The sequence below is a fragment of the Sphingobium sp. B8D3B genome, assembly GCF_025961875.1.
Classification (GTDB): Bacteria; Pseudomonadota; Alphaproteobacteria; order Sphingomonadales; family Sphingomonadaceae; genus Sphingobium.
On the sequence record NZ_JAOQON010000001.1, the window covers coordinates 819,334 to 837,942 of the forward strand.

The 18,609-nt window shown below is 64.4% G+C and carries 19 protein-coding genes; 14 read left to right on the forward strand and 5 right to left on the reverse strand.

The annotated features are described in order from the left end of the window. Position 1: 1 nt before the first annotated feature. The 5 genes from M2343_RS03790 to radC all read right to left on the reverse strand — a co-directional run bounded on the left by M2343_RS03790 (position 2) and on the right by radC (position 5,354). Positions 2-1,594, reverse strand: a complete 1,593-nt coding sequence (locus tag M2343_RS03790) for an NAD(P)/FAD-dependent oxidoreductase (RefSeq protein ID WP_264575650.1) — start codon at positions 1,592-1,594, stop codon at positions 2-4. Positions 1,595-1,904: 310 nt separating this feature from the next. Beyond that, positions 1,905-2,579, reverse strand: coding sequence for an orotidine-5'-phosphate decarboxylase (gene pyrF / locus M2343_RS03795; protein ID WP_264575651.1), 675 nt, complete (start codon positions 2,577-2,579; stop codon positions 1,905-1,907). Further along, on the reverse strand, positions 2,576-2,986 hold the full coding sequence (locus M2343_RS03800; RefSeq protein ID WP_264575652.1) for a hypothetical protein: 411 nt from the start codon (positions 2,984-2,986) through the stop codon (positions 2,576-2,578). The genes pyrF and M2343_RS03800 overlap by 4 nt, the downstream gene beginning before the upstream one ends. A 116-nt stretch (positions 2,987-3,102) precedes the next feature. After that, positions 3,103-4,422, reverse strand: coding sequence for an adenylosuccinate lyase (purB, locus tag M2343_RS03805; protein WP_264573018.1), 1,320 nt, complete (start codon positions 4,420-4,422; stop codon positions 3,103-3,105). A gap of 227 nt (positions 4,423-4,649) precedes the next feature. Continuing rightward, a complete protein-coding gene (gene radC, locus M2343_RS03810) occupies positions 4,650-5,354 on the reverse strand; it encodes a RadC family protein (RefSeq protein ID WP_264575653.1) in 705 nt (234 codons plus the stop codon). Between the two features lie 135 nt (positions 5,355-5,489). Between radC and M2343_RS03815 the strand changes: the two genes are divergently transcribed. The 14 genes from M2343_RS03815 to M2343_RS03880 all read left to right on the forward strand — a co-directional run bounded on the left by M2343_RS03815 (position 5,490) and on the right by M2343_RS03880 (position 18,570). After that, on the forward strand, positions 5,490-8,660 hold the full coding sequence (locus M2343_RS03815; protein ID WP_264575654.1) for a YdbH domain-containing protein: 3,171 nt from the start codon (positions 5,490-5,492) through the stop codon (positions 8,658-8,660). Between the two features lie 47 nt (positions 8,661-8,707). Further along, complete coding sequence (locus M2343_RS03820) at positions 8,708-8,866, forward strand: YnbE family lipoprotein (protein WP_264577486.1); 159 nt, start codon at positions 8,708-8,710, stop codon at positions 8,864-8,866. Further along, the gene (locus M2343_RS03825) at positions 8,863-9,267 is read left to right on the forward strand and encodes a YdbL family protein (RefSeq protein WP_264575655.1); all 405 of its coding nucleotides are present in this window, start codon (positions 8,863-8,865) and stop codon (positions 9,265-9,267) included. Before M2343_RS03820 ends, M2343_RS03825 begins: the two co-directional genes overlap by 4 nt. A 181-nt stretch (positions 9,268-9,448) precedes the next feature. Continuing rightward, positions 9,449-9,772, forward strand: a complete 324-nt coding sequence (locus M2343_RS03830) for an AtpZ/AtpI family protein (protein ID WP_181559878.1) — start codon at positions 9,449-9,451, stop codon at positions 9,770-9,772. Between the two features lie 44 nt (positions 9,773-9,816). Continuing rightward, positions 9,817-10,602 carry a F0F1 ATP synthase subunit A gene (locus M2343_RS03835; RefSeq protein WP_181559877.1) on the forward strand — a complete coding sequence of 262 codons (786 nt, stop codon included), beginning with the start codon at positions 9,817-9,819 and terminating at the stop codon, positions 10,600-10,602. A 47-nt stretch (positions 10,603-10,649) separates the two neighbouring features. Then, positions 10,650-10,877, forward strand: a complete 228-nt coding sequence (locus M2343_RS03840; RefSeq protein WP_014076610.1) for a F0F1 ATP synthase subunit C — start codon at positions 10,650-10,652, stop codon at positions 10,875-10,877. Positions 10,878-10,963: 86 nt separating this feature from the next. After that, positions 10,964-11,449: an ATPase gene (locus M2343_RS03845; RefSeq protein WP_264575656.1), complete on the forward strand. Its 486-nt coding sequence runs from the start codon at positions 10,964-10,966 to the stop codon at positions 11,447-11,449. Position 11,450: 1 nt separating this feature from the next. Beyond that, a complete protein-coding gene (locus M2343_RS03850; protein WP_264575657.1) occupies positions 11,451-12,104 on the forward strand; it encodes a F0F1 ATP synthase subunit B in 654 nt (217 codons plus the stop codon). A gap of 136 nt (positions 12,105-12,240) precedes the next feature. Next, a complete protein-coding gene (uvrC, locus tag M2343_RS03855; protein WP_264577487.1) occupies positions 12,241-14,163 on the forward strand; it encodes an excinuclease ABC subunit UvrC in 1,923 nt (640 codons plus the stop codon). A 60-nt stretch (positions 14,164-14,223) separates the two neighbouring features. Then, on the forward strand, positions 14,224-15,492 hold the full coding sequence (locus M2343_RS03860; RefSeq protein WP_264575658.1) for an SDR family oxidoreductase: 1,269 nt from the start codon (positions 14,224-14,226) through the stop codon (positions 15,490-15,492). Next, positions 15,492-15,965 (forward strand): DUF2269 family protein, encoded by a 474-nt coding sequence (locus M2343_RS03865; protein ID WP_264575659.1) that lies wholly within the window; start codon positions 15,492-15,494, stop codon positions 15,963-15,965. The genes M2343_RS03860 and M2343_RS03865 overlap by 1 nt, the downstream gene beginning before the upstream one ends. 103 nt (positions 15,966-16,068) lie before the next feature. After that, positions 16,069-16,470: a preprotein translocase subunit SecG gene (gene secG, locus M2343_RS03870; protein ID WP_181561429.1), complete on the forward strand. Its 402-nt coding sequence runs from the start codon at positions 16,069-16,071 to the stop codon at positions 16,468-16,470. A gap of 79 nt (positions 16,471-16,549) precedes the next feature. Beyond that, positions 16,550-18,184: a CTP synthase gene (locus tag M2343_RS03875; RefSeq protein WP_264573014.1), complete on the forward strand. Its 1,635-nt coding sequence runs from the start codon at positions 16,550-16,552 to the stop codon at positions 18,182-18,184. Between the two features lie 122 nt (positions 18,185-18,306). After that, positions 18,307-18,570, forward strand: a complete 264-nt coding sequence (locus M2343_RS03880; protein ID WP_264573013.1) for a hypothetical protein — start codon at positions 18,307-18,309, stop codon at positions 18,568-18,570. Positions 18,571-18,609 lie beyond the last annotated feature (39 nt).

Genomic DNA, 18,609 nt, shown 5'->3' on the forward strand with positions numbered 1-18,609 from the left:
ATTAGCTCGCGGTGACACGTTGATGGAGCCGCGTGATCGCATCGATGGCGGAGGTGATGCCGCCTTCCTGCCATCCGCCGATATAGGAGGTATGCTCGCCTGCCAGGACGATCCGCCCGTCGAATTCGCACATGTTCCGATAGTGCTCGGCGCGCGCTTCCTCCGTCCATTGTCCGAAGCAACCGAGCACCCAGGGCACCCGGTGCCAGCCGACGGCCACGCCGTTCATGAACTCGGCCTTATATTGCGGGTGGATCTGCGCGCCCCATTCAAGTGCGCGCTTGACCCGCTCTTCCGGCGGCAGCGCGGTCAGTTCGAACCCTGTCGAGCCGCCGGTATAAGCGCCCAGAAGCACGCCCGGGCCGCTGGCGCCATAATTGCTGCTGGGGTAGCTGATCTGCGAGATCGGCAGATCCGTGGTGGTGATGCCGCCATAGATCTGGTCGTCCTGCTCCCAGAAGCGCCGCTTGAATTCCAGCCCGACTTTGACGCTGGTCGAGTAGGGCACGGCACGGATCGCCCCAGCCAGCTTGGGGCCGACATTTATGTCGATCTGCGCGAGGATGGGCAGCGGGATGGTGCAGATGCACCAGTCAGCCTTCGCCTGTGCTGCGGCACCGGACTTGGTGTCGACGTAATCGACCGTGACGCCTTTCGCGCCCTGCTTGATCGCCGTGACCTTGCTGTTGAGGCGAACCAGATGACCCACGGCCCGCTCAAAGCCCTTGGCGACCATTTCCATGCCGCCAACCGGCTGGAAGATGGCGAACTCATGATCCCAGGTGAGGTTGCCGCCGATCGAGCGCCACAGGCGTGAACGGAGCACCGTTTCGGCGGTCATCGGCTCGGATGGGATGGGCTCCGCAGTCAGGCCGCCGCCTGGCTGCTTCTCCCAGCCACGGCGGTTGCTGGACTCGCGGCCCTTCACATAGCGCATGTCCTTGTCGAGCGCGCCCCAGCTCCGCAGGGATTCCAGCAGGATGTCGCCATCCTCCTTGCTGAGCGTATCCGCCAGGGCATTCTTGTTGACCGCCTTGGCGAGCAATTCGCTGACATGGCCGTAGAAATCGGCCTGCACATGCCGGTAGCGCTGCGGGGCCCCGCCGAACGCCTTCGTCGAGTGGACATAGGCGTTGTAATTAACCTGCATGAACGGTTCGAGCGCGACGCCCAGTTCGCGGCAATAATGCATGATGCCATGGTGGTGCCATGGAATGCGCCACGGGCCGGGATTGATGTAGTTGCCGGGCGCAAAGTCGCACTTCTGCGTCGCGCCGCCGAGTTCAGTGTAGGTGTCGCCGCCCTTGAGCGTCCAGGAGCGCCCGCCCACGCGGTCGTTATACTCCAGCACCTGAACCTTGTAGCCGGCGCGGCTCAGCTCCAGCGCGGCGGTCATCCCCGCGACGCCGGCGCCCAGAATGAGCACGCTTGCGCCCTTGGCGCCGCCCTCCAGCTTGATCGGTCCCTTGAACGTCGAAGCCTGAGCCTGACCGAGGCTCGACATCGCCATGTACATCGCCGATGCGCCCGCCGTGGTTCCAATGAGCGCCAGCAGATCACGCTTGCTCATGCGCAGCGCGTTAGTGTCTGTCATATGTGGTTATATCCCATGTCACCCCTTTGCGTGAGGGGAGCCATGGTGGGCGAACCGGGCCTTGACCCGACTCGCACCAACCTGTGCAGCACCTCGTCGCGAAGCCAGTGATCGGCCTGCGGCACGCCGCTGTTGATACGAGGTTTTGCGTATTTGCGGTGGGACGCGGCTCGGGCAATGGGCCGGATCTACACTGGAGTCGTGGACGATGCGTGCCGTGTTGCTCGCACAGTCCTGCAGTTGAGTCGGGAAGTCTGAAGCGAGACTTAGCCCCTCCTCTTCAGAGGAGGGGTGGCGCGCACTCAGCGGCCTAAAGCGTCGCCTCGATTTCGCGTGCCGCCATATCAGGCTCGGGCGACTGGGTGATCGGGCGGCCAATGACCAGCAGTGAGGCGCCGGCATCCACCGCTTCACGCGGCGTGACCGCGCGCTTCTGATCGCCCTTGCTGGCACCGCTCGGGCGCACGCCGGGCACGACAAAGAAGCCGGCCGGCCACAGCTTGCGCGCGCGGGCGACCTCATTGCCGGAGCAGACGATGCCGTCGAGACCAGCCTCCTTGGCAAGCAGCGTCAGCCGCTCGACCTGTTCCTGCGTACCGCCGTGGACGCCGGTTTCTTCCAGATCGGTCTGGTCAAGGCTCGTGAGCGTCGTCACGGCGACGACCTTGGTGTGGACCCCGGCCGCAGCCTTGGCGTCTTCCAGCATCGCCCGTCCGCCAGAGGCATGGACGGTGAGGATCGACGGTTCGAGCGCGTGCAGGGCCTGAACCGCCTTGGCTACGGTGTTCGGAATGTCGTGAAGCTTCAGGTCGAGAAAGATCGGCAAACCGAACTTGCGCATCTCATGCACGCCATGGTGGCCATTGGCGCAGAAGAATTCCAGCCCCAGCTTGATGCCGCCGACATGGTTGCGGACCTTCTGAACCAACTCCTGCGCATGGGGCAGGGACGGCGTGTCGATGGCGATATAGATGATGCTGGTCATGGAGTGTCGGTTCTGCCTGCCGGTTTGAGATCGTCGTCCACCCGCACATCGATCGTGCGAACGGGCGGTGCGGGTTCGAAGCCCGCGGGGGTGATGTGATCGGGCGTGGCGGTTGGCGTGGGGTGGTCCTGGGTGTGAACCACTGGCGCCGTCGCCGCCGGCGCAGAAGCCGCGAGGGCGCGCTCTGCGCTGTCGAGCCGCCGGCGCATCCGATATTTGGTGGCCTTGTGCAATGCCCAGAACGGCAGCGAACCGGCGAGAAATGCGACGATCACGAGAACCGGCAGCTTGGTTTCAAGCTGGAGACCGCCCCACAGATTGATCATCACGGGGGTCCAGTTGGCGAAGCTGAAAATGACGATGATGATCGCCAGTACGACCCAGAAGGCTGTCCGGAGGAACTGCATGGCTTGTCTTCCTCTGCTTGGTCCGTAGAGCCTGACCATAAGCGCGCCGTGACGGCTTGCCTAGGGGCGCGTTTCAACGCCTCTCTGCGGACATGGGAGCTTCCGGAACGGGCGGGTCAGCCAGCGGTTCCGAACACCCGCGTGAAGATCGTGTCGACATGTTTCAGATGATAGTCGAGGTCGAACAGTGCCTCGAGCTGCGGACCGGAGAGATGCGCGGAAACGGCCGGGTCGGCCTTGAGCAGATCGAGCAGCGATTGCGCACCATCCGACTGCCACACCTGCATGGCGTTGCGCTGGACCATCGCATAGCTGTCCTCGCGGCTCACGCCCGCCTGGGTGAGGGCGAGCAGCACGCGCTGCGAGTGGATGAGGCCGCCCATGCGGTTCATGTTCTTCATCATCCGCTCGGGGTAGACGAGCAGCTTGTCGATCACGCCGGTGAGCCGGCCGAGCGCGAAGTCGAGCGTGATCGTGGCGTCCGGGCCGATGAAGCGCTCGACCGAGGAGTGCGAGATGTCCCGCTCATGCCACAGCGCGACATTCTCGAGCGCGGGCAGGGCATAAGCGCGCACCATGCGGGCCAGGCCGGTCAGATTCTCGGTGAGCACCGGGTTGCGCTTGTGCGGCATCGCCGACGAGCCCTTCTGGCCGGGAGAGAAATATTCCTCGGCTTCCAGCACTTCGGTGCGCTGGAGGTGGCGCACTTCGACCGAGAGCCGCTCAATGGAGCCCGCGATCACGGCCAGCGTCGAGAAGAACATGGCGTGGCGATCACGCGGGATCACCTGCGTGCTGACCGGCTCAACCGTGAGGCCGAGCTTGGCCGCGACATGCTCTTCCACCTTGGGATCGATATTGGCGAAGGTGCCGACCGCGCCGGAGATGGCGCAGGTGGCGACGTCTTCACGGGCCGCGATCAGGCGCGCCTTGCAGCGGGAGAACTCGGCATAGGCTTCCGCCATCTTGAGGCCGAAGGTCACCGGCTCGGCATGGATGCCGTGGCTGCGGCCGATGGTCGGCGTCAGCTTGTGCTCGAACGCGCGGCGCTTGATCGCCTCCAGCAGCGCATCGAGATCGGCGATCAGCAGATCGGCCGCGCGGGCAAGCTGCACATTGAGGCAGGTGTCCAGCACGTCCGAGCTGGTCATGCCCTGATGCATGAAGCGGGCTTCATCGCCGACCTGCTCGGCCACCCAGGTCAGGAAGGCGATCACGTCATGCTTGGTGACAGCCTCGATGGCATCGATGGCGGGCACGTCGATTGACGGGTTGGTGGCCCACCAGTCCCACAGGGCCTTGGCGGCGCTTTTGGGTACCACACCCAACTCGGCCAGCGCTTCGGTTGCGTGGGCCTCGATCTCGAACCAGATGCGGAAGCGAGCTTCCGGCTCCCAGATCGCGGTCATTTGCGGGCGGGCGTAACGAGGCACCATGAGGCGGGTTCCTGATGAGACAGATTGGAGATGGGCTGCCCCTAGCAGGCCGCGGCGAAACGGGCAAATCGCGCGGGTGAGGGCGGGGGCTATGACTCAAGGTGCTGAGATGTAGCGATAAAAATCAATGCTGTCCGTGGTGGGTGGTCGCAGCAACATAAAGCGAATCGTCCGCAGATGCGTGCGCGTGGGCCGATTGATCAGAGCCTCGTCCGCGTGCCGCAACCTCACATCAGCCCCATGGCCCGCATCGATCGGTGGCCTTCGGTCGCGACAATGACATGGTCGTGCACCGTCACGCCGAGGGGCTTGAGCGCGGCGATGACGTCGCGAGTCATGAGGATGTCCTGCCGGCTCGGCTCGGGCAGGCCGCTGGGATGATTGTGCACGAGGATGACGCCCGCAGAGCCGAACTCCAGTGCGCGCCGGGCAACTTGCCGGGCGTAGATGGCAGCTTCATCCACCGAGCCGTCCCCCATATGATCGTCGCGCAGCAGGATGTTGCGGGCATTGAGATGAAGCACGCGTACACGCTCGATCGAGAGATAAGCCATGTCGGCGCGCAGATAATCGAGCAGGGCCTGCCATGATGCCAGTACCGGCCGCTCCGCCACCTCGTTGCGCAGCATCCGCAGGGCGGCGGCCTGTGTCGCCTTGAGTGCGGCGGTCGTGGTCTCGCCCATGCCGTCGACCTGCATCAGCGTGGCCCAATCGGCGCTGAGCACGGCGCCCAACGAGCCGAAGCGGGCGATCAGGGCCTTTGCCAGCGGCTTGGTATCCCGGCGCGGCAGGGCGAGCGCGAGCAGATATTCGATCAGTTCATGGTCGAGCAGCCCATCTGGTCCGGACGCGAGTCGCTGCCGCAGGCGGGCGCGGTGGCCAACGCCATCATGACTCGTCTCGCTCTTGCCCCGGGATCGCCCTTCGCCCATGAACATTGTAGCTAAGCGCGAGCCGGCAGAGCGGCAAGCGGGAATGACGGGGATAAACGTCTGACCGAGTGGGTCGAAGAGGATGACGGACTAGAGGCGGGTGCAGCAGAGCGGCTGCACCGGCGCCGTCAACGTGTGCGCTGGATTGCCGGGGGGAGCGCGACGGCGCTGCTGCTGGTCGCGGGCGGCCTCTGGCTGGCGCGCGAGCCGATTGCCGACAGCTTCATCGCACGGGAACTGGCCAAGCGGGGCGTGCAGGGCCGATATGAGATCACGCGGATCGGTCCACAGCACCAGCGGTTGGACAATCTCGTCATTGGCGATCCGAAATCGCCCGATCTCACGGTCCGCTTCATCGAACTCGAACTCGCCTGGGGCCTGACCGGGCCCTATATCGATCGCCTTGAAGCCAGCGGCGTTCGGCTGCGTGGGCGGATTGCCGATGGCACGCTGGACCTCGGGCAGGTCAGTCGCTTGCTGGAAGGCGGCACGGGCGATCCCAAGCTGCCCGACTGGACGGCGGTGATCGAGGATGCACAGGCGCGGATCGTTACCAACAACGGCACGGTCGAGCTGGGGCTGGATGGCAGCGGGCCGTTATCGTCGGGGTTCAATGGTCAGCTTAATCTCGCGAGCCCGGCGCTAGCCTTTGGCGATTGCAGGCTGCGGGCGCTGCGGGCGCCAGTGGACGTGGCGACCGAGAATGGCGAGATTCACCTCAAAGGCCCTGCCCATGTCAGCGGCGTTGGATGCGAGGCGGCGAAGCTCCGGCTGACGGCCCCCACGCTCGATCTCAACATCCGCACAAATTTGGCGTTGGAACCCTTGGGCGGTGCAGTGAGCCTCGCAGCGCCATTGGCCGAGCAAGGGGACGGGCGGGGCAAGCGCGAGTTCAAGGAACTGTCCGGGCTCATTACCTTTAAAGGCGAAGGCGATACCCTGCGGGGGAGCGCTTCGCTTGCCGCCGTTAGCGCGCTTGTCGACGGCCTTGAAAGTGACGCGGCGAAGCTGGGCGGCAATTTCGCGGTGCAGCTCGATTCCCGCAATCGCGCTCTGGCGTGGCAAGGCACCGGGACCATCGAGAATGCCCGGCCGGCCCGCGGGATCAATCTCGCGCGCCTCGCCTCGGCGGCCGATGGCAGCCCCCTGGAACCCATCGCGCACAAGCTGGCGCGCGCTGTTGAGGCGATCGGCCGGCGCAATCACATAGAACTGGCGGGCCAGGTCAATCTGCTCGGCGCGCAAGGTAATGCCCGGCTTGACCGCTTCGCGCTGCGCTCGGCGAGCGGTGCGCGGATCGAGAATTGGGAAGGCAGCGCGGTGCGCATCGACTGGCCGGGCGGCCTGCGCGCGTCGGGACGGCTAGACATCGCCGGTGGCGATCTGCCGGAGGGCCGCATCGAGTTCGCCACGCAGGAACAAGGCGGTGTGCGCGGCACCGCGACGTTGCGGCCTTATGATGCCGGCGGGGGGCGGCTGGCGCTCACCCCGCTGCGCTTTGCCATGGATGGCGCGGGGCGCGGCAGCGTGCAGACCCAGGTGACGCTGGACGGTCCCTTGCCGGGCGGTGCAGTCAAGGGCCTGCAGATGCCGCTGGATGCTCGCGTCGGGGCAGGCGGGGCGGTTAGTCTATCAGGGACTTGCGTGCCCTTGCGCTGGGCTTCGCTCAGCATGTCCGGCCTCGTGCTCGATCCTGCGGCGTTACAGGTTTGCGGGCTGGGGGAGAGCGCGGCCGCGATCCGCGATGTGGCATTGCGCGGCCGGCTGGGCGACAATCCCTTCGCATTTGATGCCAGCGCAGCGCGTTACGGCCTCACCACCGGCCGCTTCGAAATCCAGCAGCCGAATGTGCGCATTGGCGCGGCCGAAGCCCCGGTCCGGCTCGCTGCCGATCGTCTGACGGGCGGACGTGGGTCGGCGGGTGGCCTCGCCGGGACGATTTCGGCGGGGCGTGGGCGGATCGGCTCCGTGCCGCTCGATCTCACCGCCATGGAAGGGCAATGGCAGTTCGCCGACGGACGTCTGGCCGTCGATGGCAATCTGCGCGTCGCGGATACGCAGGCCGATCGGCGCTTCAATCCGCTGGCCGGCGAGCAGGTACGTCTGACCCTGGCCGATAATCGCATCGAGGCGACCGGTGTGCTGGTGCACCCGGAACGAAAGGCCAAGGTCGCCGATGTGGTGATCCGGCACGACCTCAGCCGTGGCGCAGGCCGCGCCGATCTGACGGTGAAAGACTTGCGCTTCGGCAATGCGCTTCAGCCGGACGATCTCACGCCGCTCTCGCTGGGCGTGGTCGCCAATGTCGCTGGAATTGTGAACGGCGCCGGCCAGATCCGCTGGACCGGCGACAAGGTGACCAGCGACGGGACCTTCTCGACGGAGAACATGGCTTTCGCGGCCGCCTTCGGCCCGGTCGCCGGCCTGTCGACGACGATCCGCTTCACGGACCTGCTTGGCCTGCGCACCGAACCCGGCCAGGTGGTGACGGTGGAGAGCGTCAACCCCGGCATCGAGGTGCGCGACGGCAACATTCGCTATCAATTGCTCTCCAGCGAGGTGGCGGAGATCGAGGGCGGGCGCTGGCCGTTTTCCGGCGGCATGCTGGAGTTGATGCCTGCTCCCCTCGCGCTGGATTCGCGCCAGCCGCGCAATCTCACCTTTCGCGTCGTCGGGCTGGATGCGGGCGCCTTTATCAACACGCTGGAACTGGAGAATATCTCCGCGACGGGCATCTTTGATGGTCTGCTGCCCATGGTGTTCGACAAGGATGGCGGGCGGATCGTTGGCGGCCTGCTGGTTGCGCGACAGGAGGGCGACGAGCCACGCTACCTCACCAGGACGCAGGGCCTGACGATCCCGTGCGATCCAGAGCGCCGGGCCGGACGCCTTTCTTACGTGGGTGAGGTGTCCAACGCGCAGCTCAACGCGATGGCGCGGCTGGCCTTCGATGCGCTCAAGAATTTGGGCTATCGCTGCCTCGCAATCCGGCTGGACGGCGCCATCGATGGCGAGTTCGTCACGCAGGTTAGCATCAACGGGGTCAATCAGGGCACGGAAGAAACGCGCCGCAGCTTCCTGGCGCGACCGTTCCTTGGCCTGCCCTTCCTGTTCAATGTGCGGATCGAGGCGCCCTTCCGGGGGCTGCTCAACACTGCGACCGGGCTTGCCGATCCGACCAAGCTCATCAATGGCAGTCTGGGCGACCAGTTTGTGCCTGTCGGCAGCGGGGCGTCCACGCGGGGTTCCGGGGTGGCCGTTCAGCCGGCGGACAGCGACAAGAGGATAGAAGGGGACAAGAAATGAGGCACCGACGATGGATATCGCGCGCAACGCGACTGGGCTTGGGGCTGATGCTTGCCGGAGCGGCAGGCGGCTGCATTCAGGTGCGCGCGCCCGAAAAGCCGATCGAGATCAATCTCAACGTGAAGATTCAGCAGGAAGTGGTCGTGCGCCTTCAGCAGGACGCCAAGGACCTCATCGAGAACAATCCGGAGCTTTTCCCGAAATGACATATATGCACAGCATTCGCGCCGCAGCGCTTGCGGCAGTTTTCGGTCTCGGCGTCGTCGGAGCGGCTCCGGCTATCGCGCAGGACGCGGTGGTGAGTGCCGCCAAGTCGGCCGGCACGGTCGGCGAGCAGTCGGATGGCTATCTGGGCGTCAACGGCTCGGTGGGCAGCGATGTGCGCGCTGCAGTGGATGCGCTCAACATCAAGCGCCGCGCGGCCTATACCGATCTGGCGGCCAAGCGTGGCGTGACCGTGCAGGACATGGCGGCCGTGACCGGTTGTCAGACGCTGGCCGGGCGCGTTTCGGAAGGGCAGATCTACCGGATCGGCAGTGGTCCATGGCAGACCAAAGGCGCCGGGCCGATTGCGCTGCCGGATTATTGCGCCACCGCCACACGCTGAGCGATTCGCTCCACTGAGGGCCTAATTTTCCTCGAAAATCCGCCTGATCCCTCCGGCGCGGTCACCAGTGTTGACTTGCACGCCAACGCTTTCTACACGGGCCGCGCCTTGACGGGGGCGGCTCAGGCACGTCATGCAGCGCTGGTTTTTACGTCTCTTGGCGTGAACGGGAGTTGGCAGGATGACAGAGACCGAACCTGGGCGAGACCCGATTGCCGAAGATGAACGCATCAAGTCGCTCAGCGAGCGGTTGGAACGTGCCGAGGCAGTCGAAAAGGTCAGGACCGGAGCGGACCGGGAAGTTGGCGGCGATAAGAATTATCGCCTCGGCAACCGGGTTCTTGCGGAGCTGATCGGCGGTCTTGTCGGCGGCGCGCTGATTGGATGGGTCCTGGACCGGTTCATCGGCACATCGCCCTGGCTCCTGCTGGTTTTCCTCTTTCTGGGGATCATCGTAGCCTTCAGGAATATTTGGAAGATTTCGATGAAGCGTCCTGAGAAGTAAGGGCGCTTTCGTCATAATCGCAGACGGCTTTTTGGGAATCAGACGTGGCAGAACCCGGCAAGATCGATCCTATGCACCAGTTCGCCATCGAGCCGCTGTTCGGTACCGAACAGTGGAGCCTCGGTGGTTACAACATTGCGTTCACCAACAGCGCGCTGTGGATGGTGATCACGGTCGTCGTTCTGTGGGGCTTCATGCTGCTCGGCATGAAGCGCGATCTGGTGCCGGGGCGCTGGCAGGCGGCTGTAGAGTCGATGACCGGCTTCATCGCGAAGCTGACCGATGACAATATCGGTAAGGGCGGGCGCAAATATGTGCCCTATATCTTCTCGCTGTTCATGTTCATCCTCTTCGCCAACCTGCTCGGCCTGCTGCCCATCGGCATTTTCGGCCTGCATCCGTTCACCTTTACCAGCCACTTCACGGTCACCGGCGTTCTGGCGATCCTGAGCTTCTCGATCGTGCTGATCGTTGGCTTCTGGAAGCATGGCCTCAAGTTCTTCTCGCTGTTCGTGCCGCACGGCACACCGCTGTGGCTGATCTGGCTGATCCCCATCATCGAGTTCGTCTCGTTCATGGTGCGCCCTTTCTCGCTGGGCCTGCGACTGTTCGTCGCGATGATCGCCGGTCACATTCTGCTCAAGGTGCTTGCCGGCTTCGTGATCAACGCTTCGGCTGCCGGCGTGGCGCCCGGCCTTGGCGTCGGCATCCCCAGCTTTGCCCTGATGGTCGGCATCTCTGCGCTGGAGATCCTGGTCGCTGGCATCCAGGCCTATGTTTTCGCACTGCTCACGTCGCTGTACATTCACGACGCCGAGCATCTGCACTGAGTTTCAACCAACGACCAAATCGAGTTTCAGAAAAGGAGTTAAGTAACATGGACGCAGAAGCCGCAAAGCTGATCGGTGCCGGTCTGGCTGCTATCGGTGCCGGCGTGGCCGCGCTTGGCGTGGGTAACGTCTTCGGCTCGTTCCTTGAGAGCGCGCTGCGCAATCCGGGCGCTGCCGACGGCCAGCAGGGCCGTCTGTTCATCGGCTTCGCCGCCGCAGAGCTTCTCGGCCTGCTGGCGTTCGTCGTCGCGATGATCCTGATCTTCGTCGCCTGATCGCCCGCAAGACGACAGACGATGATGTGGAGCCGGCGGCTGCCCAATGACGGGCTGCCGCCGGACCGCGCAAACGGACAGGTGATATGCCTCAGATAGCCCAGCTCGCCGCCACCTACTCGTCGCAGATCTTCTGGGTTCTGCTGACATTCGGGTTCGTGTTTTTCGTGATCGGTCGCGGCATGGTGCCGAAGATCCAGTCCACGGTGGATGCGCGCGACAAGAAGATCGCCGACGATCTCGAAGCGGCCCGTGCGAATTCGGCCAAGGCCGATGCGCTCGAAGCCGACTGGCGGGCGAAGGAAAATGAAGCGCGTGCCGCTGCGCAGGGCCGTCTGGCCCAGGCAAAGGCCGAAGCTGCTCGCAATCGCGAGGCTGCGCTGGCCAAGGCTGATGCCGTGCTTGGTGACAAGCTGACGGCAGCCGAAGCCGAGATCGAGGCTGGGCGCGTGAAAGCGCTGGCGCAGATCGAAACCGTGGCGGCAGATGCAGCGGCGGACATCGTGCAGAAGGTCGCCGGCACGCAGGTGTCGCCGGATGCGGCGCTCAAGGCAGTGAAGGCGGTACTCTGATATGGCAAACCAGACCATGACACAGGTTGCCGAGACAGCCCCGGCAAGCGACAACGGCTCCGGCGCCGTGCAGTTCAATCTCGAAAACGCCGACAAGGTCCAGAATCTGGACGGCGACATCCACGCGGCCACGGAAGCCGTGGGCGGCCCCGAGCACCATGTTCCGGACGCCACCGCTTTGGGGATGGACGCGACGGGCTGGGTCAGCCTCTCGATGCTCGTGTTCGTCGCGGTGCTGATCTGGAAGAAGGTGCCGGCGCTCATCGCCCGGTCGCTGGACGCCAAGATCGCGACGATCCGCAATCAGCTCGACGAAGCCGCGCGGCTCCGGAAGGAAGCCGAAGCGCTCAAGGCCGAGTATGAAGGCCGGATCGCCTCCGTCGCCAAGGAAGCCGATGCGATGCGCGCTGCCGCCGAGCAGGAAGCTGCCGATCTCATCACTGCAGCGCAGGCGGAAGCCGAAGCGCTGGTCGTCCGTCGCCAGAAGATGGCGGAAGACAAGATCGCCGCAGCTGAGCGCGCGGCCATTGCCGATGTGCGCGCCAAGGCGGCTGCAGCGGCGACGGCAGCAGCCGGCGTGCTGATCCGCGAGACCCACAGTGCCGCGGCCGACAAGGGCCTCGTCGACGACGTGATCGGCAAGCTCGCGCACTGAACGACCTGCAGATTGATGGCTTAGAAAGGCCGGGCCGAGCGATCGGTCCGGCCTTTCTGCTTTTGAAGGGTCGTGGTTGGGTCGGTTGAGGTAGGAGGCCGTTGTCCTGTCCGCCTCGGGCGCCTAAATGGCGCGGATGACCGAGCGGCCATCGTCCCCCAATCGCTTCAACGAAGAAAAAGCGACCTCCACAATCCGTGGCAGTGAACTGCCGGACGTGGACGCCGGCGTTGCGGCGATTCGCGAGACGCTGAAGACCTTAGGCACGCGACCCGGCGTGTATCGGATGCAGGATGCGCGCGGCGACGTACTGTATGTCGGCAAGGCGCGGGCGCTCAAGAATCGGGTGTCCAACTACACGCAGGTCGATCGCCTGCCGCGCCGGCTGCAGCGCATGGTCTCGCAGACCCGTTCGATGACGATCGTCACCACCCAGAGCGAGGCCGAGGCGCTGCTGCTGGAAGCGCAGCTCATCAAGCGCTTTCGGCCGCCGTATAATGTGCTCCTGCGCGATGACAAAAGCTTCCCATTCATCCTGCTGCGCGAGGATCACGCCTTTCCGCGCGTGCAGCTTCACCGCGGCGCGCGGCGCTACAAGGGGCAATATTACGGGCCGTTCGCCGGGGCAGGGCAGGTGCGCAAGACGCTCAACGCGCTGCAGAAGCTGTTCTTGCTGCGCAGTTGCACGGACAGCTTCTTCGCCAATCGCTCGCGGCCCTGCCTGCTGTATCAAATTCGCCGCTGCTCCGCGCCCTGCGTCGGGCGGATCAACGAGGCGGATTATGCGGCCCTGACCCAGGACGCGCAGGACTTTCTCGGCGGCAAGTCCACGGCGGTGCAGGCGCGGCTCGGTGAGGCGATGAATGCGGCGGCGGAGTCGCTCGATTACGAGATGGCTGCCGTCTACCGGGACCGGCTCAAGGCCCTGACCTTCATCCAGGGCAGCCAGGCTATCCACGCCGAGGGGCTGGGCGATGCCGATATCTTCGCGCTCGCCAGCCGCAATGGCGGCATGTGCATCCAGGCCTTCTTCATTCGCGGCGGTCAGAATTGGGGTCATCGCAGCTTCTTCCCGGTCCACACCGCCGAGGTGGGGGAGGATGAGGTGCTGATGCAGTTCATGGCGCAATTCTATGAGGATGTGCCGCCCGCGCCGCTGGTGCTCTGTGACCGCGAGCCCTCCGAGACGCTGCTGCTCGCCGAGGCGCTGAGCCAGAAGCTGGAGCGCAAGGTGCGCATCGAGGTGCCGCAGCGTGGGAGCCGCGTGAAGCTCATCAAACAGGCCCAGCGCAATGCCGAGGAAGCGCTGGAGCGCCGTCAGGCCGAGAGCAGTGCGCAAGGCAAGATTCTCGCCGACATGGCCGAGCTTTTGGGTCTGGAAGGTCCGCCCAATCGCATCGAGGTTTACGATAACAGCCATATCCAGGGCACCAGTGCGCTGGGTGCCATGGTGGTGGCGGGGCCGGAGGGGTTCCGCAAGAGCGGCTATCGCAAGTTCAACATCAAGCGGCCGGAAACGGTCGCCGGCGACGATTATGGCATGATGCGCGAAGTGCTCGGCCGCCGCTTCGGCCGCGCCGCCGAGGAAGATCCCGATCGCGAATCCGGGGAATGGCCGGATCTGGTGCTGATCGATGGCGGCCGGGGCCAGCTCAATGCAGCCCGGAAGGCGCTGGAAGAGATGGGTGTCGAGGATGTCCCCATGGTCGGCGTCGCCAAGGGGCCGCATCATGGTCGCGAGGGCAGGGAAGTGTTCCATCTGCTGGACGGGCGGGACTTCCAGCTGCCAGTCAATCACCCGGTGCTATTCTACCTGCAGCGGCTGCGCGACGAGGCGCATCGTTTCGCAATCGGCGCGCACCGGCAGAAGCGGGCCAAGGCCATCACCGTCAGTTCGCTGGACGAAGTGCCTGGCATTGGCCCGGCACGCAAGAAAGCGCTGCTCATGCATTTCGGCACCGCCCGCGCCGTGCGCAACGCCAGCCTCGATGACCTACAGCGCGCGCCCGGCGTTTCATCGGCTGTCGCGCAGACAGTCTATGATTATTTCCATGGCTGAGACTGATTCTCGTCTATGAACTGATGGGAATATGGGGGCGGGGTGTGCATGCGAGTTCTGGTGCTGGGCGCGGGCGGCTTCATTGGCCGGGAGGTCATGGCGGTACTTCTCGCAGCAGGGCATGACCTCGTCGCGACAGCGCGGTCGCTGGACGGCCTTGAAGCGCGCTTTCCTGCCGTATCTTTCATACGGGTAGACCTTTCCCGCGCGTTGCAGGTGGCCGACTGGTCGCCGGTTCTCGCTGGCGTGGATGTCATCATCAATTGCGCAGGTGTTTTACGCGGACGAGAGATGACCTCGGTGCATGTCACGATGCCTTCGGCCTTATACGAAGCCGCTCGACTCGCCCGCGTACAGCGGGTGCTGCTCTTATCGGCGATCAGCGCGCGGCCGGACGTGCAGACCGCTTATGCCCGCACCAAGTTGGCGGGCGAGGTTGCCTTGCGGGAGTCGGGTGTCGACTGGACCATTCTGCGGCCGTCATTGGTTTACGGGGATGGCAGCTATGGGGGCACGTCCCTGATGCGCGGATTGGCGGGACTGCCTTGGGCGATTCCCGTGGCCGGTGATGGGCGCTTCCCGTTCACGCCTGTCCACGCGCAAGATTTGGCCCGTGCCATCCGCATCGTTTGCGAGGACGAGTCTTTCGCGGGACAGGTGCTGGAGCCGGTTGGACCTGACACGATGGGGCTGCGCGATCTCCTTGTGCGCTATCGCCGCTGGCTGGGTTTTGGCGATGCTGCCATCTTGCGTGTGCCGATGCCCCTCATGCGCGTTCTTGGAAAGGCCGGGGACTTTTTCGGCTCTGGCCCGGTGTCCTCGTCCAGCCTTGACCAGATGGTCGCGGGAAACGCTGGTGACAGTGCCGCTTTCGAGCGGGCCATCAGCTTTCGGCCCCGCAGTCTCGATGTGGCGCTTCAGGCGAGTCCTGCGCAGGTGCAGGATCGCTGGCACGCCCGGCTCTATTTTCTGGCGCCGGCACTCAAGATCGTTCTTGTGCTTATGTGGTTAGTGTCGGCCTGGCTGGGTTTCGCTCATGGTCAGGTCCGTACGGAGGAGGTGACGAGTGGACTCGGATTGCCTTTGCTTTGGGCAGAACCATTGCGCATCGTTGGGAGTCTACTGGACATAGCGATGGCGGGATGGCTGCTTGTGGATCGTTTCGGCCGATGGTCCACTCTCGGCCAATGCCTGCTTATCGTCGGCTATACTGCGGTGATCGGTTATGCGCTTCCAGAACTCTGGGTTGATCCTCTGGGGCCGCTTCTTAAGAATGCGCCTATTCTCCTTGCCGTGTTGATGCACGGAGCGATCGCGGATCGGCATTGATGGAAATCTATCTGATCCTGAAGTGGGTGCATGTCCTGAGCAGCACTATTTTGTTCGGCTTCGGAGCCGGGACAGCCTGGTATCTTTGGAATGCGCACCTCACGCGGGATCCCGCGACGATTGCCAGCGTCGGACGGATGGTGGTGCGCGCGGACTGGATATTTACGGGTACGAGCGGCATCGTCCAACCGGTGACCGGTATCTGGCTCGCCCATCTCGCCGGTTGGTCTCTCACCGAACCATGGTTGCTCGTGGCGCTTGTTTTGTATGCGGTTGCTTTTGGCTGCTGGGTGCCGGTTGTCTGGCTGCAAATCAAGGCGCAGCGACTGGCCCATGAGGCATGTGAGAACGGCGTTCCGTTGGGATTGGAGTACGCACGAGCCATGAGCTTGTGGTTTGCCCTTGGCTGGCCCGCTTTCCTTGGGCTCATCGCGACCTTCTGGCTAATGATCGCCAAGCCCGCCTTGTGGTAGTTCGCCCATCGACCGGTGACAGCAAGAGCAAAGGTTGATGCCCGGCGCAATGCGCGCTAAGGGCGCTGCTTCAACACCCGTCGGGATGTCCTAACCGCTCATGCTGTTCACCTTTCTCCTTGTCGTCCAGGCGATCATCGCCTTCGCGCTCGTCACTGTCATCCTGATGCAGCGGTCCGAGGGTGGCGGGCTTGGCATGGGTGGCGGTGGCAGCCCGTCTGGTCTGATGTCGGCGCGTGGCGCGGCGGATTTCCTTAGCCGGGCGACGAAGATTCTCGCGACTTTGTTCGTGGGCATGAGCATCGTGCTGGCGGTGATTGCCGCCACGCAGCACCGGGCAGCGACGATCGATACCTCGCTGGTCGGCCAGTCCGGCACCAGCGACATGTCGGCGCCGATTGCCGATGGCGATGGCATTTCCGGCGCGGCCAACAGCGCGGCGGCACCGGCCGGTCCGGCTTCGGCGCCTGCCAATGGTGCGGCCGGCGCCCCGCTCGCGCAGTAACGATCCACCAGTTTTTTTCACCGGTAGCGGATTCGTCCGCTTGCCCTTCCGTTCGAGTTCAGCGTAAGCCTCCTCTCCCATGGCGCGGTTCATATTCATCACCGGCGGCGTGGTCTCCTCGCTTGGAAAAGGCCTTATGGCTGCGTCGCTTGCGGCGCTCCTCCAAGCGCGTGGCTACAAGGTCCGCACCCGTAAGTTCGATCCCTACCTCAATGTCGATCCCGGCACGATGTCGCCTTATCAACATGGCGAAGTCTATGTGACGGATGACGGGGCGGAGACCGATCTCGATCTTGGCCATTATGAGCGCTTTACGGGCGTTGCGAGCCGGCAGGCCGACAACGTCACGCAGGGGCGCATCTACCAGACGATCATCCAGCGTGAGCGGCGCGGCGATTATCTCGGTGCCACCGTGCAGGTGATCCCGCACGTGACGGACGAGATCAAGCGCTTCGCTCTGGCCGAGACGGACGATGTCGATTTCGTGCTTTGCGAGATCGGCGGCACGGTCGGCGATATCGAGAGCCTGCCGTTCATGGAGGCCATCCGCCAGCTCCGCAATGAACTGGGCCACGGCCAGACCGTGCTGGTCCATGTCACGCTTGTGCCCTATATTGCAGCGGCCGGCGAGCTGAAGACCAAGCCGACCCAGCACAGCGTGCGCGAGTTGACCTCGCTCGGCATTCAGCCCGACATTCTGCTCTGCCGCACCGAGCATCCGCTGCCGGACAGCGAGCGGGCGAAAATCGCCTTGTTCTGTAATGTGCGCACGGAAGCCGTGATTCCCGCGCTGGATGCCAGCAGCATCTATGCCGTGCCGGTGCAGTATCACCGTGAAGGGCTGGACCGGGCCGTGCTGAGCGCCTTCGGCATCGAAGGTTCGCGCGAGCCGGACCTGACACGCTGGTTCGACATCATGGACCGGCAGGTCCACCCCGAAGGGGAAGTGACCATCGGCGTCGTCGGCAAATATGTCGGCTTGCCGGATGCCTACAAGTCGCTGCACGAGGCGCTCGTGCATGGCGGGTTGGCCAATCGGGTGAAGGTGAAGGTCCAGTGGCTCGATGCCGAGCTGTTCGAGGCCGAAGACAGCGACATCGCGGCCCAGCTCGAGCCGATGCATGGCATTCTTGTGCCTGGCGGCTTTGGCGTGCGCGGCTCGGAAGGAAAGATTGCCTCCGTGCGGTTCGCGCGCGAGCGGGGCGTGCCCTTCTTCGGCATCTGCCTCGGAATGCAGATGGCCTGCATCGAGGGTGCGCGGAACACCGCCGGGATCGAGCGCGCCTCGACCACCGAGTTCGGCGAGACCAGCGAGCCGGTCGTGGGCCTCATCACGGAGTGGATGAGCGCCGAGGGGCTGCAGACCCGCAATGTCGATACCGACCTTGGCGGCACCATGCGCCTGGGCGCCTATCCGGCCAAGCTGAGCGGCAACAGCGTCGTTTCCAGCATCTACGGTGCCGAGGATATCAGCGAGCGCCATCGCCACCGCTACGAAGTGAACGCGGCCTATCGCCAACCGCTCGAGCAGGGCGGCCTCATCTTCTCGGGCATGTCACCGGATGGCACGCTGCCGGAAATCGTCGAGCGGCCGGATCACCCATGGTTCATCGGCGTGCAGTTCCACCCGGAGCTCAAGTCCAAGCCGTTCGATCCGCACCCGCTGTTCGCCAGCTTCATTGCGGCGGCGCTCAAGCAGAGCCGGCTCGTCTGATCCTGCACCAGCCATGGACGGCCCGTTTCCGGATCGTTCATGGTGAAGGGCGTAGACGAACCGCTTGCCGCATCCTATGTGGGGTGCGTCTTACCGGCCGGGATGCCTGCGACTTGCAATTGATGATCCTTCTGTCTGCGCTTCTTGCGTCGCTCTCCGGCCTGATGGTCGGCGAGAGCCGCGTGGCGCCTGCACAGGTGGAACTCAGTGCAGAATCGCAGCAGGCTCCCTCCAGTGAGCAGGCGATTGCAGTCGCGCGGGTCTTGATCAGCGCTGACACGCGGGCCGAGGCCGTCCTTGTACGGGCCGATCAGGCTACGGCGCTGGCGCTGCCGGCCCGCAGTGGCCGCACCCACCTTTCCCTGAAGCAGAGCTGGCTGATCTAAGCCCGCCGCAGGCCGCCATGTTGCCGGTCTGCCATTCTG

Coding starts and splice junctions, on each gene's coding strand:
- M2343_RS03790 (WP_264575650.1), bottom strand. CDS start 1,594: ATGACAGACACTAACGCGCTGCGCATGAGCAAGCGTGATCTGCTGGCG.
- pyrF (WP_264575651.1), bottom strand. CDS start 2,579: ATGACCAGCATCATCTATATCGCCATCGACACGCCGTCCCTGCCCCAT.
- M2343_RS03800 (WP_264575652.1), bottom strand. CDS start 2,986: ATGCAGTTCCTCCGGACAGCCTTCTGGGTCGTACTGGCGATCATCATC.
- purB (WP_264573018.1), bottom strand. CDS start 4,422: ATGGTGCCTCGTTACGCCCGCCCGCAAATGACCGCGATCTGGGAGCCG.
- radC (WP_264575653.1), bottom strand. CDS start 5,354: ATGGGCGAAGGGCGATCCCGGGGCAAGAGCGAGACGAGTCATGATGGC.
- M2343_RS03820 (WP_264577486.1), top strand. CDS start 8,708: ATGCTTGCCGGAGCGGCAGGCGGCTGCATTCAGGTGCGCGCGCCCGAA.
- M2343_RS03825 (WP_264575655.1), top strand. CDS start 8,863: ATGACATATATGCACAGCATTCGCGCCGCAGCGCTTGCGGCAGTTTTC.
- M2343_RS03830 (WP_181559878.1), top strand. CDS start 9,449: ATGACAGAGACCGAACCTGGGCGAGACCCGATTGCCGAAGATGAACGC.
- M2343_RS03840 (WP_014076610.1), top strand. CDS start 10,650: ATGGACGCAGAAGCCGCAAAGCTGATCGGTGCCGGTCTGGCTGCTATC.
- M2343_RS03845 (WP_264575656.1), top strand. CDS start 10,964: ATGCCTCAGATAGCCCAGCTCGCCGCCACCTACTCGTCGCAGATCTTC.
- M2343_RS03850 (WP_264575657.1), top strand. CDS start 11,451: ATGGCAAACCAGACCATGACACAGGTTGCCGAGACAGCCCCGGCAAGC.
- uvrC (WP_264577487.1), top strand. CDS start 12,241: ATGACCGAGCGGCCATCGTCCCCCAATCGCTTCAACGAAGAAAAAGCG.
- M2343_RS03865 (WP_264575659.1), top strand. CDS start 15,492: ATGGAAATCTATCTGATCCTGAAGTGGGTGCATGTCCTGAGCAGCACT.
- M2343_RS03875 (WP_264573014.1), top strand. CDS start 16,550: ATGGCGCGGTTCATATTCATCACCGGCGGCGTGGTCTCCTCGCTTGGA.
- M2343_RS03880 (WP_264573013.1), top strand. CDS start 18,307: ATGATCCTTCTGTCTGCGCTTCTTGCGTCGCTCTCCGGCCTGATGGTC.